At 62.1% G+C, this 18,901-nt stretch carries 18 protein-coding genes and 1 pseudogene; 5 read left to right on the top strand and 14 right to left on the bottom strand.

What is annotated here, in order from left to right; all coding sequences use genetic code 11:
- Positions 1 to 250: pseudogene (locus NE850_RS38485) on the bottom strand (transposase); the annotation flags it as partial.
- 424 nt (positions 251 to 674) lie between these two features.
- On the opposite strand from NE850_RS38485, the gene NE850_RS38480 reads away from it, so the two are divergent.
- Positions 675 to 1,811: an IS481 family transposase gene (locus NE850_RS38480; protein WP_310700330.1), complete on the top strand. Its 1,137-nt coding sequence runs from the start codon at positions 675 to 677 to the stop codon at positions 1,809 to 1,811.
- A gap of 184 nt (positions 1,812 to 1,995) precedes the next feature.
- On the opposite strand, the gene cobA is transcribed toward NE850_RS38480, so the two are convergent.
- The 6 genes from cobA to NE850_RS38450 form a co-directional block, all read right to left on the bottom strand.
- Positions 1,996 to 2,751 (bottom strand): uroporphyrinogen-III C-methyltransferase, encoded by a 756-nt coding sequence (gene cobA, locus NE850_RS38475; protein WP_310700328.1) that lies wholly within the window; start codon positions 2,749 to 2,751, stop codon positions 1,996 to 1,998.
- Positions 2,752 to 2,814: 63 nt separating this feature from the next.
- A complete protein-coding gene (locus NE850_RS38470) occupies positions 2,815 to 4,131 on the bottom strand; it encodes a GTP-binding protein (protein ID WP_310700327.1) in 1,317 nt (438 codons plus the stop codon).
- 25 nt (positions 4,132 to 4,156) lie between these two features.
- Positions 4,157 to 5,119: a sulfate adenylyltransferase subunit CysD gene (cysD, locus tag NE850_RS38465; protein WP_310700326.1), complete on the bottom strand. Its 963-nt coding sequence runs from the start codon at positions 5,117 to 5,119 to the stop codon at positions 4,157 to 4,159.
- Positions 5,120 to 5,230: 111 nt separating this feature from the next.
- Positions 5,231 to 5,977 (bottom strand): phosphoadenylyl-sulfate reductase, encoded by a 747-nt coding sequence (locus tag NE850_RS38460; protein ID WP_310700325.1) that lies wholly within the window; start codon positions 5,975 to 5,977, stop codon positions 5,231 to 5,233.
- The gene (locus NE850_RS38455) at positions 5,974 to 6,522 is read right to left on the bottom strand and encodes a DUF934 domain-containing protein (RefSeq protein WP_310700324.1); all 549 of its coding nucleotides are present in this window, start codon (positions 6,520 to 6,522) and stop codon (positions 5,974 to 5,976) included. Before NE850_RS38455 ends, NE850_RS38460 begins: the two co-directional genes overlap by 4 nt.
- Positions 6,523 to 6,544: 22 nt before the next feature.
- Positions 6,545 to 8,224, bottom strand: coding sequence for a nitrite/sulfite reductase (locus NE850_RS38450; RefSeq protein WP_165184916.1), 1,680 nt, complete (start codon positions 8,222 to 8,224; stop codon positions 6,545 to 6,547).
- Positions 8,225 to 8,443: 219 nt separating this feature from the next.
- On the opposite strand from NE850_RS38450, the gene NE850_RS38445 reads away from it, so the two are divergent.
- Both NE850_RS38445 and NE850_RS38440 read left to right on the top strand, forming a co-directional pair.
- Positions 8,444 to 9,385: a CysB family HTH-type transcriptional regulator gene (locus tag NE850_RS38445; RefSeq protein ID WP_091796464.1), complete on the top strand. Its 942-nt coding sequence runs from the start codon at positions 8,444 to 8,446 to the stop codon at positions 9,383 to 9,385.
- A gap of 34 nt (positions 9,386 to 9,419) precedes the next feature.
- Positions 9,420 to 10,589: an ABC transporter substrate-binding protein gene (locus NE850_RS38440; protein ID WP_310700323.1), complete on the top strand. Its 1,170-nt coding sequence runs from the start codon at positions 9,420 to 9,422 to the stop codon at positions 10,587 to 10,589.
- Between the two features lie 39 nt (positions 10,590 to 10,628).
- Here NE850_RS38440 and NE850_RS38435 read toward each other — a convergent pair whose 3' ends face one another.
- Together NE850_RS38435 and NE850_RS38430 are read right to left on the bottom strand one after the other, a co-directional pair.
- On the bottom strand, positions 10,629 to 11,522 hold the full coding sequence (locus tag NE850_RS38435; RefSeq protein WP_310700321.1) for a nucleotidyl transferase AbiEii/AbiGii toxin family protein: 894 nt from the start codon (positions 11,520 to 11,522) through the stop codon (positions 10,629 to 10,631).
- Positions 11,497 to 12,291 (bottom strand): type IV toxin-antitoxin system AbiEi family antitoxin, encoded by a 795-nt coding sequence (locus tag NE850_RS38430; RefSeq protein WP_310700320.1) that lies wholly within the window; start codon positions 12,289 to 12,291, stop codon positions 11,497 to 11,499. Before NE850_RS38430 ends, NE850_RS38435 begins: the two co-directional genes overlap by 26 nt.
- 42 nt (positions 12,292 to 12,333) lie before the next feature.
- Here NE850_RS38430 and NE850_RS38425 point away from each other — a divergent pair, with 42 nt between their 5' ends.
- Entirely contained in the window at positions 12,334 to 12,588 is a 255-nt protein-coding gene (locus NE850_RS38425; protein ID WP_310700319.1) for a hypothetical protein, read from the top strand.
- Positions 12,589 to 12,746: 158 nt separating this feature from the next.
- A complete protein-coding gene (locus NE850_RS38420; protein ID WP_310700318.1) occupies positions 12,747 to 13,007 on the top strand; it encodes a hypothetical protein in 261 nt (86 codons plus the stop codon).
- Positions 13,008 to 13,046: 39 nt separating this feature from the next.
- On the opposite strand, the gene NE850_RS38415 is transcribed toward NE850_RS38420, so the two are convergent.
- From NE850_RS38415 to NE850_RS38395, 5 genes are all read right to left on the bottom strand, one after another.
- Entirely contained in the window at positions 13,047 to 14,198 is a 1,152-nt protein-coding gene (locus tag NE850_RS38415) for a Gfo/Idh/MocA family oxidoreductase (RefSeq protein WP_310700317.1), read from the bottom strand.
- 32 nt (positions 14,199 to 14,230) lie between these two features.
- Entirely contained in the window at positions 14,231 to 15,280 is a 1,050-nt protein-coding gene (locus NE850_RS38410; protein WP_165184908.1) for a sugar phosphate isomerase/epimerase, read from the bottom strand.
- An 88-nt stretch (positions 15,281 to 15,368) separates the two neighbouring features.
- Complete coding sequence (locus NE850_RS38405) at positions 15,369 to 16,331, bottom strand: substrate-binding domain-containing protein (protein WP_310700315.1); 963 nt, start codon at positions 16,329 to 16,331, stop codon at positions 15,369 to 15,371.
- A gap of 87 nt (positions 16,332 to 16,418) precedes the next feature.
- On the bottom strand, positions 16,419 to 17,432 hold the full coding sequence (locus NE850_RS38400; protein ID WP_310700314.1) for an ABC transporter permease: 1,014 nt from the start codon (positions 17,430 to 17,432) through the stop codon (positions 16,419 to 16,421).
- A complete protein-coding gene (locus tag NE850_RS38395; RefSeq protein ID WP_310700313.1) occupies positions 17,413 to 18,900 on the bottom strand; it encodes a sugar ABC transporter ATP-binding protein in 1,488 nt (495 codons plus the stop codon). The genes NE850_RS38400 and NE850_RS38395 overlap by 20 nt, the downstream gene beginning before the upstream one ends.
- Between the last annotated feature and the right edge of the window lies 1 nt (position 18,901).

Raw genomic sequence — 18,901 nt, 5'->3', positions numbered from 1 at the left:
TGCGTGCCGTCGCGACAATGGCGACCTGCTGGCCGCGACGGTCGCGTACGCGCAGGAAGAAAGCGCGCAGAGGGCCGGGCGCCTGTGCTGCGCCCCAGGCTGCCTCGACGAGCAATCCTCGCGCGTAAGAACGTCCCCGCCTGGTGATGTGGCCGTGCCTGGCGGGCGTTGGGCCCGACTGATAGACCGACGGGTTCAGCCCGAAATAGCTCACCAGCTTCTCCGGATTGGGAAACCGTTCAACGGTGCCACCTGGCGTTACAGCAGGACTTCGGCGCAAAAAAATCCTCGCCGACAACCTGTGCACACTGCTCAGCGATCTCGATGCGCCGCACGGCGACAGACATGCCAGCCGTCCTAACCGGGTGTATGCACTGGGCGCACTCAAGCCTATCCTCGGCGCGTGCCTTCTGCGCATCCGGCGCTGTCTGGACGGCCTCGCCGGTGTGCTGGAAATGATCCACCAGACCCGATGCCGGATACAGCCCTCACGCGCCTATCCAAGACCACCCAGAAAAGCCAAGCCCCACTTCCATCTCCCGTACAAACTCGCTTGATGCAGCGGGGCTTAAGTTGAGAGCATTGCGGCGCGAGGCGGCACTCACTTTCTTTGCCGCCGTGTATGGAACTGGGACATGGGTAACACTCTGAAGACGTTTTTTCCGGAGCTGGCCATGTCGTGGAACCCGAGAGATACCGTGAACCTGCGTCTGGAATTTGTTCGGCTCGCCCTGCAAAAAAGGCGCCCACCGTCGCGAGTTGTGCCAGCGTTACGGCATCAGCGCGAAGACCGGCTACAAGTAGCTCACCGGTACGCACAGTCTGGCGAAGCCGGGCTGGAAGACCGCTCGCGCAGGCCGCTATCCAGCCCGAACCGCACGCCCCCCGAGATTGAGCAGCGCGTGGTTTCGCTACGTAACGAACATCGATGGGGTGGACGCAAGCTCGAACGGCGACTGCGTGATCTCGGTGAGCCTGTCGTGCCCACAGCGGGCACCGTGACCCGGATTGTGCATCGACACGGCCTGACCGTGCCCGAAGCATCGGTGGCGGCGACGCCCTGGAAGCGCTTCGAGCACGAGCAGCCCAACGATCTGTGGCAGATGGATTTCAAGGGCTGGATCGAGCTTAACGATGGCCGGCGCTGCTCGCCGCTCACCGTGCTTGATGATCATTCACGCTTCAATGTGGTACTCGACGCATGCGGCACGACCGACACGCAGGCCGTGCGCAGGCGGCGGCGCGACGCGTTTCGCCGTTACGGGCTGCCGTTGCGCATCAACGCCGACAACGGCTCGCCGTGGGGCAGTCCTGCCCAGCCAGGACAGCTCACCATGCTGGGCATCTGGCTGATCCGTCTGGGCGTGAAGATATCGTACAGCCGTCCGGCACATCCGCAGACCAACGGCAAGGACGAGCGGTTTCACCGCACGCTGAAGCCTGAGCTGCTCAGCGGCAGGCACTTCGCCAGTTTCTGTGGCGCGCAGCGGGCATTCGACACCTGGCGTATCGTCTACAACACGCAGCGCCCCCATCAGACGCTGGACATGGATACGCCAATCACGCGCTACAGGCCAAGTCCACGCCCCTATCCTGAGCGGCTACCGCCGCTGAAGTATGGCGACGCAGACACCGTCGTTCGGGTGCGCGTGAACGGCGAACTGCGCTTCATGTCCCGACGTTTCAAGGTCTCAAGCGCGCTTGAGAATCTGCCCGTCGCCATCCGGCGGAGCACAACGCAACCTGACTGCTACGACCTTTACATTGCCCATCATCACTTCGACACCATCAACCTGAACCTGACGAAATGACTGGTTAAATGTGTTACCTATGTCCCGATACGGGTGTTACCCATGTCCCGAGCCCATACACGGCGGCAAAGAAAGTAAGTGCCGCCCCGCACAGGCAACACTAATAGACCGACACGAAATCAAGGAAAGGCCAACACCGAAAGCAAGCAGCAAAAATGGCCAAGAGAAGAAGAAACGAAGAACCTCAAGCCGCGACCAACAACCCATCCGCGGAGCGGACCACACCGACCTGCCGCGCAGCAAAAGCCTCCCCAATCATCAGCAAACTAGGCTGCGAAGCATCAACCCACTTCTGCGCCTCCCCAGCAGCCAACTCTTCGAGAGTAAGAAAAAGCATCCGCTCACGCGCAGTAGAACAAGCCTCAACAATAGCCACAGGCGTAGCCACACCGCGCCCAGCCTCAATCAACTGCTGCGCAATCTCCACCCCACTATCCCGGCCCATATAAAAAACCAGAGAATCCGCATTAACCTGCTCGCGAATCTCCTCAGACCCAGGCGCCCGGCTAAAAGTAGCCAACGCAACACTGCGCGACACACCCCGCAACGTCAGCGACCGTTTCAAAGAAGCAGCACTCGCGAGAGCAGCAGTAATCCCAGGCACAACCTCATACTCGATGCCGGCAGCCTCAAGCGCGCGCATTTCCTCATCAGCACGCCCGAACAACATCGGATCCCCGCCTTTAAGGCGCACCACCACGTCATGCTCCAAAGCAGCATCCACAATTTGCTTATTGATGAACTGCTGCGCCGTCGACAACTGCCCGCAGCGTTTCCCAACAGCAATCCGCCGCGCACGCGAAGGCGCATAGTCCAGCATAGCCGGCTCGACGAGCGCATCGTGCAACACCACATCGGCGGCGCCCAGAAGCCGCGCGCCACGCACCGTAATCAGGTCCGCAGCACCCGGCCCTGCGCCGATCAGATAAACCTTACCCATTTGCCTCAACCTGTCCGTTAGGGCACCGGCATGACGCAGCAATCTACAAGCGTCACACTTAACTTACGCCGAAAACGCCCGAATCATCCCCGCCGCAACGGTATGATGCGTCGCCTCATCGATCAGCACGAACGCACCCGTGCCCTGATGCGAGTCGTACACATCGCACACCAGCGGCTTCTGCAACGTCAGCGCCACACGGCCGATGTCGTTCATCGTCAGATCCTTGCGATCCGTCGCCTGCGACAGCGTGTGCACGTCGAGCACTTCCTTGATCGCACCGATCCGCGCGAACACCGTGTTGGTGGTCTGCTTCAACAGATACTTGCGTTGCGTCGACAGCGGCGTGTCGTCGAACCAGCACAGGTCGGCTTCCAGTTTCTTGGCCGGTTCCGGCGCCTCTTCACGCAGCACGAAAGTGTCGCCGCGCGACACGTCGACGTCTTCCGCCAGACGAATCGTCACCGTTTGACCGGCGAACGCGCGGTCCACCGCAGCCGTACCGCCCGGCACCGGCGCGATGATTTCAGCCACCGTTGCTTCACGATTGGCCGGCAACACGACGATCGTATCGCCGAGCTTCACTTCGCCGGCTTCCACACGGCCCATGTAGCCGCGGAAATCGTCGGCCTGGCTGCCGTCCTGGCGCGCCACCCATTGCACCGGGAAACGCAGCGCCTGGCCCGTCGGCACTTCGACCGGCAGCGCTTCGAGCAGGTCGAGCAGCGGTTCGCCCGCGTACCACGGCATGCGTTCGCTGGCCGTCACGATGTTGTCGCCCTTGAGCGCCGACACCGGCACGAAGCGCACATCGTTCAAGCCCAGTTGACGCGCGAGTTCGACGTACGCATCACGAATCTCGTTGAAGCGCTGCTCGCTGTAATCGACCAGATCCATCTTGTTGATCGCGACGATCGCGTGCTGCAAACCGAGCAGCTTGACGATCGCGCTATGACGCTTGGTTTGCGGCAGCAGTTGCGCGACACCATCCACGAACGTCACGCGCGTTGCATCGACGAGAATGATCGCCGCATGGGCGGTCGACGCACCCGTCACCATATTGCGCGTGTATTGCTCGTGACCCGGCGTGTCGGCGATGATGAACTTGCGCTTCGCCGTAGCGAAGTAACGGTACGCGACGTCAATCGTGATGCCTTGCTCGCGTTCGGCTTCGAGACCGTCCGTCAGCAGCGACAGATCGATTTCGTCGCCGACGGTACGCTTATTCTTCGCGCGCGACAGGGCCGAAAGTTGATCTGAAAGCACAGCCTTGCTGTCGTACAGCAGGCGGCCGATCAGCGTGCTCTTACCATCGTCGACGCTGCCCGCAGTGATGAAACGCAGCACGCCGAGGTCTTCTGGTTGGTGAATACCGCTCATGATTGTCTTACCCTCGTCCGTGTGCTTAGAAATAACCTTGCTTCTTACGCTGTTCCATCGCGGCTTCGGAGACCTGATCGTCCATGCGCGTCGCGCCGCGTTCCGTGATTTCGGTCACCGCCGTTTCGGCGATGATCTTCTCGATATCGTCCGCATCGCTCTCCACCGGGCATGTGCAGCTAATGTCGCCGACGGTACGGAAACGCACCTGCGCGGTTTCGCTGGTCTCGCCTTCACGCATCGGCGTGAGCGGCGTGACGGGCACGAGCAGGCCGTTGCGGCGCACGATCTCGCGTTCATGCGCGTAGTAGATCGACGGCAGTTCGAGCTTTTCACGGGCGATGTACTGCCACACGTCGAGTTCGGTCCAGTTCGAAATCGGGAACACGCGCAGGTGTTCGCCGTTATGCAGGCGCGCGTTGTACAGGCTCCACAGTTCCGGGCGCTGCGCCTTCGGATCCCATTGGCCGAATTCGTCGCGGAACGAGAAGATGCGCTCTTTCGCACGGGCCTTTTCTTCGTCGCGGCGCGCGCCGCCGATCAGCGCGGTGTAGCCGTATTGTTCGATGGTTTCGAGCAGCGTCACCGCTTGCGCGGCGTTGCGCGAATCCAGTTCACGGCGCAGACGCACCGTGCCGCGCTTGATCGAATCTTCCACATGACCCACCACCAGTTCCGCGCCGATCTCTTGCGCGCGACGATCGCGGAAGTCGATCACTTCCTCGTAGTTGTGGCCGGTGTCGATATGCACGAGCGGGAACGGCAGCACGGTCTTGCGATTCGCGCCGATACCGAAGGCCTTCAGCGCAAGGTGCAGCACCACGACCGAATCCTTGCCGCCCGAAAACAGCAGCGCGGGCTTGCTGCACTCGGCAACCAGTTCGCGCAGGATGTGAATCGACTCGGCTTCGAGCCAATTGAGGTGATCCATCCGGTCTGCCGTGTTGGCGAGCGGTGCATTGACAGTGGAATCGAGCGTGGCGCTCATGTTTGGGTCCTTCGTTGATACGCCCAGCGAGCGGTTGCTCGCCGAAGCGCAAGTATTCAAATCGATATGTGCAGCGTGCGGGCCAAAAGCCAAGGCCCGTTCGCTGAAACTTCAGGCCTGGGCGTCCGCGCCGCGCTCGACCGCGATCGGCGCAATCGTCGTGATGTGCAGACCGCATTCCTTCGTATCGCGCGACTCCCACCACCAGCGCCCTGCCCGGCTATCTTCGCCGGGACGCACGGCGCGCGTACAAGGTTCGCAGCCGATGCTCGGGTAGCCGCGCGCATGCAGCGGATTGATCGGCACATCGAACGCTTTCAGGTAGGCCCACACTTCGGCTTCGGTCCAGTCGGTCAGCGGATTGAATTTGGCGATATTGCGCGCGGCGTCGTGCTCTTCCGCATGCAACTCGGCACGCGTCACCGACTGCTCGCGGCGCTGGCCCGTCACCCATGCGCTGACATCCGACAGCGCGCGGTTCAACGGCTCGACCTTGCGGATTTCGCAGCAGCGTTTGCGCAGATCGACGCTTTCATAAAACGCGTTCAGACCGTGCGTGCCGACATACTCCTCGACCGCGGCGGCTTGCGGGTGAAACTGTTCGATCTCGTAACCGTACCGCTCTTTCACACGATCGAGCATGCCCAGCGTTTCAGCATGCAAACGACCCGTGTTCAGCGAGAAGATGCCGATCTTCACGCCACGCGAGAGAATCGCGTGCGTGAGCAGCATGTCTTCCGCGGCAAGGCTGCTGGCGAGCTTCACGTTCGCATGACGCGCGGCGATCGAATCGAGCAGCGCATCGAGGCGCTCCACCTTCGCTGCGAGTTCCAGCGTGAGGGCTTGGACTTCGCTCATGCCGAGGCCTTCGCCAATTCGCCCAATTCTCCCGATTCGCGGCGGCGGAACAGCGGCAATGAGTTCACCGCGCCCTGATAGTTGAAGCTGAATTCGTCGAACGCCTTGAGCGCGTCGTCGAAGTCTTTATCGGCGCGCAGCGCGTAGGCGTCGAAGCCACAACGGAACATGAACGCGAGCTGATCGCGCAGCACGTCGCCGATCGCGCGCAGTTCGCCCTTGTAGCCATAACGCTCGCGCAGCAGGCGGCCGATGCTATAGCCGCGGCCGTCGCGGAACACCGGGAAGTCCACGCCGATCAGCGCGATCTTGTCGAAGTCGGCGACGATATCCGCCGGTTCGCTATCCGGCGCGAGCCACACGCCGATTTCAGCGGCACTGCGCGAAGCGCTCAGCGCATCACGCTCAGCCTGCCACAACGCGAGCGGCACCAGCACCTTGCCTGCGGGCAGGTCGTTCAATGCGGGCAGCGTGCCATCTTCGGCCGGGCGCACCACCGTCCAGTCATCGTTGACGATCGCGCGATTCTTGATGATAGAAGCCATCTGTTCAGTATCCTTTTCGCGGTTACGCGTGAGCCGGTTGACGCGAGGCGTACACACGTTCCTTGAACGGGGTGATGCCGATGCGGTTATACGTTTCGATGAAGCGCTCGCCTTCGTGACGGTTTTCCACGAAGGTATCGATCACCTTGCTCATCACGTCCGGCATTTCTTCCGCCGAGAACGACGGGCCGATCACGCGGCCGAGGTGCGCGCCGGTGGCTCCCGAGCCCTGTTCGCCGCCGAGCGTCACCTGATACCACTCCGAGCCGTCCTTATCGACGCCCAGAATGCCGATGTTGCCGATGTGGTGGTGACCGCACGCATTGATACAGCCCGAGATGTTCAGCGAGACGTCGCCCAGGTCGTACACGTAGTCCAGATCGTTGAAACGCTCCTGGATGGCGAGCGCGATCGGAATCGACTTCGCATTCGCGAGCGAGCAGAAGTCGCCGCCCGGGCACGCGATGATGTCGGTCAGCAAGCCGATGTTCGGCGTCGCGAAACCTGCCGCCTTGGCCTTTTCCCACAGCGCGAACAGGTCGCGCTTCTTGACGTTGGCGAGAATCAGGTTCTGTTCGTGCGAAACGCGGACTTCGCCGAGCGAGTACTCGTCGGCCCAATCGGCGACCGCTTCCATCTGCGCGTCCGTTGCATCGCCGGGGGCGATGGTGGTCGGCTTCAAAGACAAGGTCACCGATGAGTAGCCCGACACCTTGTGCGGACGCACGTTACGCTCGACCCAACGGGCGAACGCGCGGTTTTCCAGCAGATGCTTTTCATAAGAAGCGTCCGTATCCGCGAGCTTTTCGTAGACCGGCGGCTGGAAGTATTGCGACACGCGATCCACTTCGGCTTGCGTGAGCGTCGAAGGACCGTCCTTCAGGTGCTGCCATTCTTCTTCGACTTGCGCCGAGAATTTCTCCGGGCTCAACGCCTTCACGAGAATCTTGATCCGCGCCTTGTACATGTTGTCGCGGCGGCCGTAGCGGTTATACACACGCAGCACGGCTTCGCAGTACGTCAGCAGATGTTGCCACGGCAGATCCTTGCGGATGATCGCGCCAATGATCGGCGTGCGGCCCATGCCGCCGCCGGCCAGAATGTCGACCACCAGTTCGCCCTGCTCGTTCTTCTTCAGATACACGCCCATGTCGTGAATCTGCACGGCAGCGCGGTCTTCTTTCGAACCGGACACGGCGATCTTGAACTTGCGCGGCAGCCACGCGAATTCGGGGTGGAACGTCGACCATTGACGCAGGATTTCAGCCCACGGACGCGGATCGACCACTTCATCCGGCGCCACGCCGGCGAACTGGTCGGCGGTGATGTTGCGGATACAGTTGCCCGAGGTCTGGATGCCGTGCATTTGCACCGCGGCGAGCTTGCGCAGGATTTCCGGCGTTTCTTCGAGCTTGATCCAGTTGTACTGGATGTTCGAGCGCGTCGAGAAGTGGCCGTAACCGCGGTCATGCTCACGGGCGATCTGCGCGAGCACGCGCATCTGGTCGCTGCGCAGGTTGCCGTAGGGAATCGCGATGCGGTGCATGTACGCGTGACGCTGCATATACAGGCCGTTCTGCAGGCGCAGCGGACGAAACTCCTCTTCGCTCAATTCGCCCGACAAGCGGCGGCGAACCTGATCGGCGTACTGCGCGACCCGTTCATCGACGATGGTCTGGTCGTACTGATCGTATTGGTACATTCGGGGACCCCAATTTTTGCAGTGATACACGGCGGTCCGGTTCCGCCGCGCCTTGAATACCTCTCTTTGTCAGCAGCCGCAGATGAACGTTTAGACCCATCGTTCATTTGCTTATGACAAATACAGATATCCATATTGAAAAAGATGGACAGATCGTAATAAACTCGCCTTATATTTCAAACGACTAAAAAATTCTTTTGATATGCGGAGAGGTTATATATGAACCTACACCAGTTCCGCTTCGTCCGCGAGGCAGTGCGGCAGAATTTCAACCTGACGGAAGCGGCGAAGGCCCTGTTTACAAGCCAACCGGGGGTTTCCAAGGCGATCATCGAGCTGGAGGACGAGCTCGGCGTGGAAATCTTCACACGACACGGCAAGCGGGTGCGCTCGCTGACCGAGCCGGGGCGCATCATTCTTCAGTCGGTTGAGAAGATTCTGCAGGAAGTCGAGAGCCTCAAACGGGTCGGTAAAGATTACGCGGCGCAGGACCAGGGCAATCTGGTGATCGCCGCCACCCACACCCAGGCGCGCTACTCGCTGCCCGCCGCGATCGCCGAATTCAAGAAGCGCTTTCCCAAGGTCCACCTTTCGATTCTGCAAGGCAGCCCGACTCAGGTCGCCGAAATGGTGATCCACGACCAGGCCGACCTCTGCATCGCCACCGAGGCGATCTCCAACTATAAGGAACTGGTGTCGCTGCCGTGCTTCCAGTGGCACCACGTGGCGGTCATGCAACCGGATCATCCGCTGCTCGACCGCAAACTTTTGTCGCTGGATGATCTGACCCAGTATCCGCTGATCACCTACGACAACGCGTTCGCCGGCCGCACCAAGATCAACGAGGCGTTCCGCCTGCGCGGTCTGCATCCGGATATCGTGCTGGAGGCAATCGACGCCGACGTAATCAAGACCTACGTGGAACTGGGCCTTGGCGTCGGCATCATGGCGGATATCGCGTTCAACGCCGAGCGCGACCGTCATCTGCGCGCCATGCCGGTCGGCCACCTGTTCGGCAGCAACGTGACGCGGGTCGCGCTGAAACAGGGTGCTTATTTGCGCAGCTATGTGTACACGCTCGTCGAACTGCTGTCGCCGAGCATGAACCGCAAGCTGATCGAGCAGGCGCTCAAGGGCGAACACGAAACCTACGAACTTTGATATCACCACCGCTTCTTGCTACGGAGACCCTTCGATGACGTCGTATAAGAAAAGAATCAGCGGCCTCGCCGCCGCTTTTAGTTTGAGCGCGCTCCTGCTCGCCACCGCTGCACACGCCGACATCAAGGTCGGCATCGACCTGTCGAGCACCGGCCCGGCGGCCGTGATCGGCATCACCAGCAAGAACGCGATGCTGATGTGGCCCGCCACCATCGCCGGCCAGAAGGCCGACTACATTTTCCTCGACGACGCCTCTGACCCCGGCGCCGCCGTGCGCAATATCCGCAAGCTGATCAACGAAGACCACGTGGACGTGATCGTCGGCCCGAACATCACGCCGGCGGCTATGGCCGCGCTCGATCCGGTCGCCGAAAGCCAGACGCCGATGATCACACTGATCGGCTCGGCAAGCGTGGTGGAGCCGCAGGAAGGCAAGAAGGTATGGGCCTACAAGATGGCGCAGACCGACAGCGCGATGGCCGACGTGATGACGCGCTACATGTCGAACCACAACGTGAAGACGGTCGGTTTCATCGGTTTCGCGGACGGCTACGGCGAAAGCTGGCTGAACGAGTTCAGCAAGTTCGCGGCGCTGCGCCATATTCAGCTGGTCGCCACGGAGCGCTATAACCGCACCGACGCGAGCGTCACCGGCCAGATCCTGAAGCTGATGGCCGCCAGGCCCGACGCGATCCTGATCGCGGGCGCCGGCACGCCGACGGTGCTGCCGCAACGCACGCTGATCGAGCGCGGCTTCAAGGGCGCGATCTATCAGACGCATGGCATCGCCACGCCCGAGTTCATCAAGCTGGGCGGCAAGGACGTGGAAGGCACGCTGTTCCCGACCCAGCCGGTCGTGGTGGCGCGTACGCTGCCGGCCGATCATCCGGCGAAAAAGGCGGCGCTCGCCTTCACGAACGAATATGAGGCAAAGTACGGCCCGGGCAGCGTGACGCAGTTCGCGGGCGATGCAGCCGGTGTGTATCCGCGCTTGCAGGACGCGGTGGCCCGTGCGCTGAAGACGGCGCAGCCGGGCACGCCGGCGTTCCGCACGGCGCTGCGTGACGAGCTGGAACATGCGCATGAACTGGTGGTGCCGAACGGCGTGGTCAACACGAGCCCGAAGGATCACGTTGGGTTGGATCAGCGGGCGAGCGTGATGGGCGTGATCAGGAACGGTAAGTTCGTTTATTTGAGCCAGTAACTCAGCTCAAGGCGGACCTCGTTACCCGTTCCCAACGGTTCAAGCGCTGGTCGATATGCCGAGGAATGCATCCCGGAAAGCCGATAACGTCCGGTCGGATCCATCGGGGAAGTCGTCCAGCATCTGAATGACGGCACGGGCCAGCATGTCGCGCCTCAGCACGTCGTATACAGCATTGTCCGAGAGGATCGCGGAGACGGCATCGAAGGTTGCCGGCAAAGCGATCTGTCGCGATTCGCGGCCGAGCAGCGCCGACGCAGCGAGATCGACGTCGAAATCATGCTGCTCGAGCAGGTCTGCCCCGTCCACCCAGATGCGCTCCGCATTGCCCGCGTCGCAGTAGTTGCGAAGAATCAGAAGCAGGTCCGACGCGTCGGCATTTCTCAAGGCGCGCCGGTCGTGCCACGCAAGAATCTTTAGAAGCGCCAGAGACGGCAGGGTCACGACCGGTACCGTGAGACGCTCGCCAATGTCGATCTCGACGGACGTATCAATAGCCTCCCGGAAGCCGAGAACATTCATCACGACTTCGCCCTTGGGCGGCCAGGCGACCGAACCTTCAGGGGCTTCAAGCTCACCGAATGGAACCAGATCCAACGGCACCGGATGACCAATGTCCGGATCATCGAAAACCAGGGTCTGCTGGGCCCCGGTACTCGCCCTGAACAGGCCTGTTCGCTCGAGCCCGGCAATCAGCGCGCCGTACGCATTCCAACTGATCGCACAAACGGCAACGTCGACATCGCGTGTAGCACGTTCCGCTCGAATGCCATGCACATGCCAAAGCACCAGATCCCGTGCTGTCGCGCCGGCCACGACAAACTTGGCGCCGAGCCAATTCGCTGTCTCCTGGACATGGGCAAGCAGCGCCGCGGTGACGGGGTGCACGGGTCGCTCTGCGGCAACCTTAAGACTGGGTAATGTACTGCTCATAGATTTGCGTGGCGGCGGCAAGATTACGGCTGTCGCCTGAGGCGACGAGGTCCGCGTAGATGAGAAGTGGGTGGACTAGCGGCTGGCCGCCGGATTCTATCCAGGCGCTCTCGAGAGGCTCCGGCCAGAACGCTTCGAGAATCTCGACATCGCCACGCGGATCAGGGCGCAACCTGGCGCTCAGCATGAACTGATTGCCAAGCGGAACACGACTGTAAACGGTGACGTTTGCAGCCTTCAACTCGTGCGTCAGGATGTCAGCGGCCGACTCGCCACCGAGACGCGCGTCGAACTTTGCGAAGTCGAACTCGCGCCACCAGTCAGGCGTCGTGCTGGCGAAACGTCGGGCTCCAAGCTTGAATCGCAACCGGGTCGGATAAAGGCTTGTCCACTCGGAGACAAATTTCTGCTTGTCGGGAAAGATGCGCTCGCCGCTGCTTTTCAGCGCGACCAGCCCCCGGAACTGCAGATCGTCGATGACCTGGTTCACGGTGCTCAATGCGACGCCGCAGGCCTGTGCGATAGTTCTGTACGGTTGCGACACAAGACCCGGTTGCGTCGCAATAGCGAACATCACTTGTAGGCCTTTGCGCGTCGTGGAACGCCCCGCAGGCGACTTTTTCAGTTGCTCCGGTTTTGGCCGGCCACTGATCATCACCATGCATTCAGACTCGCTCAGAAAAACGTTCCCCGCTGTGTCCAAAAACGGCACTTTCTGCTCAATCAGACGGCCGGCGAGTTCCGGCTCGACATAGGACGCGACCAGCATGAGCGGGCGTTCGAGAGGACGCGTCTCCCTTGCAGAAGACCGATGTTCCGCGAGGAGCAGGTTCGCGATATCCGCTGCGCCCAGCCGGGTCGCGACGAGCGCAGGCATCTCGAATTTGCGTCCGACCAGATCAAATTCGATGGCAGCGACGCCGCGCGGCAGGCCCCTGCGAACAGGCTTCGCCTTGTAGAGACCGGTCGAGCGCCCGAAAGCGTCGCATGCGTCGGCGAGAATCTGGGTTTCAAGGAACGAGTTGGCAGTGCGCGGCATGACTTGCTTGTGTACGATTTTTTTTGAATGTATCATAAAATCGTACAACGACTAAAAATCGTACAAATTTTGGGCTCGGTCTGCGTGGAAGTGCCATGCACCAGCACCTCGGCCACCGCCGACCGGACGGCAATGTGGCGTTTTGCTGGTAAAGTGCAACCCTTCAGCTAGCCGTCTCCCCCACCATGCGAACCACCCGAGCCATCCACGCCGTCGAGCGATTGAAAACCCGCAGCGGCAATCCACAGTTCGCCGCGATCAGCCTGTCCGGCGGCCTGTTCTATCTGGTCGACAAATCGAGCGGTACGGACAAGAAAGTCTCCGATCCGCTGACGCTCGACGACTTCGTCAAATTCGTCGACGCTTTCGGCCCGCCGAAGCCTCGCAAGGCGAGCAAGCTGGATATCGCGTTCGAAGAGCAGCTCAAGAAAAGCAAGGGCGGCTGAACGGAGCGACCGCTCCACACCCTTAACCGTATCAACGCCTCAGGCGTTGCCAATCTCGCGCCACTGCCCATCCGCCGCGCTGCTCGCGAGCATGGCATCGATAAAGCGCAAACCCGCCACTCCGTCTTCCACCGTCGTAAGCAAGAGACTTTCGGCGGGCAACGCGCGGCCCGCGTCCAGCGCTTCGATCTGCAACGCCGCATCTTTGTACAACTGCGCGAACGCTTCCAGATAACCTTCGGGATGCCCCGGCGGCACACGCGTCGCATGCGCCGCGATCGCGCTCTTCACGCGCCCTCGCGTCAGGCGCGCAGCTTCGCCGCCCAACGGCGTGACCCACAATTCGTTCGGATTCTCCTGGTCGAAACTCAAACCGGCTTTCGTCCCATAGACCCTCAAACGCAAAGCATTCTCCACGCCGCTCGCCACCTGGCTCGCCCACAGCATCCCGCGCGCGCCGTTCGGATAGCGCAGCATGGCCTGCACGTGATCGTCTATACGGCGTCCCGGCACGAACGTATGCACTTCCGCGGACAGCGCGCGCGGCGTCATGCCCGTGACGAACGCGGCAAGGTGATACGCATGCGTGCCGATATCGCCGAGACATCCCGCCGGACCCGCTAACGCCGGGTCCGTGCGCCAACCGGCCTGCTTGTTCGTGCCGCTCGTTTCGATCGGTTCCGCCAGCCAGTCCTGCGCATATTCGACCTGCACCACGCGTATCTCGCCGAGATCGCCTCGTTCGATCAGTTCGCGCGCATGACGCACCAGCGGATAGCCAGAATACGTATGCGTCAACGCGAACAACCGGTTCTTCTCGCGAGCGAGTTTCGCCAGCGCTTCGCCTTCGGCCAGCGAAATCGCCAGCGGCTTGTCGCACACGATATGGATGCCGGCTTCGAGAAACGCCGTCGCCACCGGTGCATGAAGATGATTCGGCGTGACGATCGCCACCGCGTCGATGCCGTCGTCGCGCGCGGCCTCGGCGCGCGCCATCTCGCGCCAGTCGGCATAGCTGCGCGGGATGCCGGCCTCGGCGGCGCTCGCCTGCGCGCGCTGCGGATCGGACGACAGCGCGCCCGCCGTCAGTTCGAAACGATCGTCGAGCCGCGCCGCGATCCGATGCACCGCACCGATGAACGCGCCCTGCCCGCCGCCGACCATCCCTAGCCTGAGCCTTCGTTGTGGCATCGTCCTCGCTCCTTTGCGTTGGCTCGCCGCCGTCAGATGCCGAGCACGCGTTTCAACTGCGCGGCGTCCACGCCGCTGCCCGCGAAATCGTCGAATGCATGCTCGGCCACGCGGATGATGTGCCGGCGAATGAATTCCGCGCCTTCGCGCGCGCCGTCGTGCGGGTGCTTCAGCGCGCACTCCCATTCGAGCACGGCCCAGCCGGGGAAATCGTATTGCGCCATCTTCGAGAAGATCGCGCCGAAATCGATCTGCCCGTCGCCGAGCGAGCGGAACCGCCCCGCACGTTCGACCCAACCGCTGTAGCCGCCGTACACGCCCTGTTTGCCGGTCGGACGAAACTCCGCGTCCTTCACATGGAACGCCTTGATGCGCTCGTGATAGATGTCGATGAACGCGAGGTAGTCGAGTTGCTGCAATACGAAATGACTCGGATCGTAGAGGATGTTGGCGCGCGCATGCTGCTTGACCGCATCGAGAAAACGCTCGAACGTCACGCCGTCGTGCAGGTCTTCGCCCGGGTGCAGTTCGTAGCACACGTCCACGCCGGCTGCGTCGAACGCGTCGAGAATCGGCGTCCAGCGGCGCGCGAGTTCGTCGAACGCGGCTTCCACGAGGCCTGCCGGGCGCTGCGGCCACGGGTACAGATACGGCCACGCCAGCGCCCCGGAAAACGACACGTGCGTGCTCAAGCCCAAACGCTGCGAAGCCTTCGCCGCGAGCTTCATCTGCTCGATCGCCCACTGCGTGCGCGCGGCCGGGTCGCCTCGTACCTGCGGCGCGGCAAAGCCGTCGAACAATGCGTCATAGGCCGGATGCACGGCGACAAGCTGTCCTTGCAGATGCGTCGACAATTCGGTGATCGTCACGCCGGCGTCGTCCACAATCTCGCGCAACTCGTCGCAATAGGTCTGGCTCGACGCCGCCTGTTCGAGATCGATCAGGTGGCTGTCGCACGGCACCTGAATCCCTTTGAAGCCGAGACCCGCGGCCCATTCGGCGAGATGCGCGAGGTTGTCGAACGGCACCTCGTCGCCCATGAACTGGGCGAGAAAGATGGCTGGGCCTTTGATGGTTTTCATCGTACGGTTCCTCGAACGGGGCGCGCCCGCCGCGCCGCGGCGGCACAAGTTCCGTCTCAAGCCCGCCGGCGCGCCCCGGATGCTGGGATCAGAACGGCGAGTCCGGAAAATAGAACTGCTGCGCGTTTTCCTTCGTGATCAGCACCGACGGAATGATCGTCGTGGGCGGCAGCTTCTCGCCCTTCAGGCGCGCCTCGGCGGTGAGCTTGATGGCGTCGTAGATGAACTTCGGCGAATACGATACGTCGGCCTTGATCATCGGCGCGCCGTCCATCACGTTCTTCACCATGCCCTTCGATCCCGCACCGCCGAACACGATCTTGATGTCGGTGCGCCTGGCCTGCTCGATCGCCTTGATCACGCCCACGGCCATGTCGTCGTCCGCCGCCCAGACGGCGTCGATATGCTTGAAGCGCGTCAGGTAATCCTGCATGACCTTGAACGCGTCGTCGCGATTCCAGTTCGCGTACTTCGCGTCGAGAATCTTCATCCCCGGATAGTTCTTGATCACGTTCGTGAACGCGGTCCAGCGTTCGTTGTCGAGCGTGGTCGGAATGCCGCGCAGCGCGACGATGTCGCCTTTGCCGCCCAGCTCCTTCGCCAGAAACTCGGCGGGGATCTTGCCGAACGCGGTGTTGTCGCCCGCCACGTAGGCGTCCTGCGCGCTGGTGTCGGTCAGGCCGCGATCCACCACCGTCACGTACACGCCCTTCTTCTTCACCTGCGCCACCGGTTGCGTGAGCGAGGCCGATTCGAACGGGAAGATCACGAGTGCGTTGATCTTGTTGACGGTCACGAGATCCTGCAACTGGTTCGCCTGTTCGGGCGCGCCGGCCGCGGTCTTCACGATCACTTTCAGATCGGGATGCGCTTTCTCCAGATCGGTCTTCGCTTTATTCGCCCACCAGACGATGCCGCCCGTAAAGCCGTGGTCGGCTGTTGGAATCGCGACGCCCAGCGTGACCTTTTCATCGGCGCGCGCGACATTCGCCGTACCCAGTATTCCCAACGCCAGCATGCCGGCGCCGACCGCTCGAAGAACCTGCTTCATGGTTATGTCTCCTTGTGTGAGGCGTTCGTGCGCCCCGATCTCAACTCACCGTTATTGCAGTTTGAAGCGCAATCTGAAGCTCCACCGCTACCGCCGTCCACGTTGAACGAACGCGACGAAGATAATCACCACACCCTGCACCGCCGCGTTCAGATACACGCTGATGATGCTGGTCAGATTCAGAATGTTCGCGATCACCGACAGCAGGATCGCGCCGATCACCGTGCCGATCACGCGGCCTTCGCCGCCCTTGAGCGCCGTGCCGCCGACCACCACCGATGCGATCGCCTCGAGCTCCCACAGCAAACCGGTCGTCGGCGTGGCGGACCCGAGCCGCGGCACATACAGGACCGTGGCGACGCCCACGCAAATGCCGAGCAGCACGTAGGTGACGATCTTCACGGTATCGACGCGAATCGCCGCGTAACGCGCGACCTGTTCGTTCGAACCGATGGCCTGCACATGCCGGCCGAATGCCGTGCGGTTGAGAATCAGCGCGCCGCCCGCCGCGACCACCAGAAACACCCAGATCGGCACCGGCACGCCGAACAGACTCGCGTAATACACTGGGCCATATAAGTCGGATAGCGAGTTATCCAAAGTCAGCGCGCCGCCGTCGGCAAGCCAGGTCAGCACCGCGCGAAAAATGCCCAGCGTGCCGAGCGTGACGATGAACGGCTCGATCCGCCCTTTCGTGATCAGCAAGCCGTGCGCGCAGCCGAACAACCCGCCGAGCACGAGCGCGAACACGATGCCGAGCGTGAGAATCAGCAAAGGCGCGAACGTATGGCCGTCTATGCCCGCCGCGAGCCCGTTCATCAGCCAGATCATGCTGCCCGCGATCAGCGCCGCCATCGAGCCGACCGAGAGATCGATGCCGCCCGAGATGATCACGAAAGTCATGCCGACCGCGATGATGCCGATAAACGACGTGCGCGTGAGCACGTTCATCATGTTGTCGAGCGTGGCGAAATCGCGGTTGAGCAGCGTGCCGACAATGCACAGCACGATCAGTCCAACCAGCGGACCGAGCGCATACAACCGATGCGCGAAGCGCAACGCGCGGCCGGACTGGACGGCTTCAGTGGGTGCCGGTCGCATGGGCGATCAACTCCTCTTCGGTCAGATGCTCGAGCGTCAGCGTGGCTTGCAGGCGTCCCGCGCGCATCACGGCGACGCGGTGACACAAGCCGATCAGCTCGATCAGTTCGGATGAAATGACGATCACCGCGCGGCCCTGCGCGGCGAGACGATGAATCAGGAAATAGATGTCGCGTTTCGCGCCGACATCCACGCCGCGAGTCGGCTCGTCGAGCACGATCACATCGGGCTCCGGCTGCAGATACTTGGCGAGCGCGAGCTTCTGCTGATTGCCGCCGGAGAGCATGCGCGCACGGCTCGACAGATCGCCGGTGCGAATGCCGAATTCGCTCACGGCTTTGGTCAACGCGGCACGCCCCGCTTTCATGTCGAGCAGCGGATGCGCGTAGCGTTCGAGCGTCATCAGCGTGACGTTGTCCTGCAGGCTCAGGTTCACGTGCAGGCCTTTGCCCTTGCGATCCTCGCTGAGATAGGTGAGGCCGTGGTGCATCGCGTCGCGCGGACTTTTCAGATCGGCGGGACGGCCGGCGATCTCGATGCGGCCCGCCGTGCGTTTGCGCAGGCCGATGATCGCTTCGAACGCCTCGGTGCGGCCCGCGCCCACCAGTCCCGCGAAACCGAGCACTTCGCCGGCGCGCACGTCGAAGCTCAGGTCCTCCACCCAGTCCGGCACGACGAGGCCTTGCACCTTCAGCGCGACCGGCGCGTCGGCGGGCACGGTGATTTTCTCGGGGAACATGTCGGACACGTCGCGCCCAACCATCAGGTTCGCCATCTGCTGCCGCGAAAGTCCGGCGGTTTCGCCGCGGGCGACGAAACGGCCGTCGCGCATCACGATCACTTCGTCGGTAATGCGCTCCACTTCGTCGAGCTTGTGCGAAATGTAGATGATGGTCACGCCGTCGGCCTTCAGCTTCGCCATCAGCGTGAAAAGGCGTTCGGTTTCGGACGGCGTGAGCGTCGCCGTCGGCTCGTCCATGATGAGCAGGCGCGCGCGGCGCGACAGCGCCTTGGCGATCTCCACCATCTGCTTTTCCGCGACGATCAGTTCACGCACCCGGGTGTCCGGCGCTTTCTCCAGACCGACCTGCGCGAGATAACGGGCGGCCTCGGTGTTCATCGCCGCATCGTCGACGAACCAGCCGCGCTTCTTTTCATGGCCGAGGTACATGTTCTGCGCGATCGTCAGATGCTCGGCGAGATTGAACTCCTGGTGAATCAGCACGATGCCCTGCGCTTCGGCATCGCGCGAACCGGTGAACTGCTGCGGCTGGCCGTCGATCAGCAAGCTGCCCGACGTGGCGGTTTCATAGCCGGCGAGGATTTTCATCAGCGTCGATTTGCCCGCGCCGTTCTCGCCGAGCAGACCGTAGATGCGTCCCGGCGCCAGTTCGAAACTCACGCCGTGCAGCACGCGCACGGGCCCGAAGTCTTTGCGGATATCGTCGAAACGGATCGCGAGACTCATG

Source organism: Paraburkholderia sp. USG1, from assembly GCF_031570135.1.
GTDB lineage: Bacteria > Pseudomonadota > Gammaproteobacteria > Burkholderiales > Burkholderiaceae > Paraburkholderia > Paraburkholderia dioscoreae.
The sequence above is the reverse complement of the archived record's forward strand: the minus strand, read 5'-3'. Positions and strand labels throughout refer to the sequence as shown.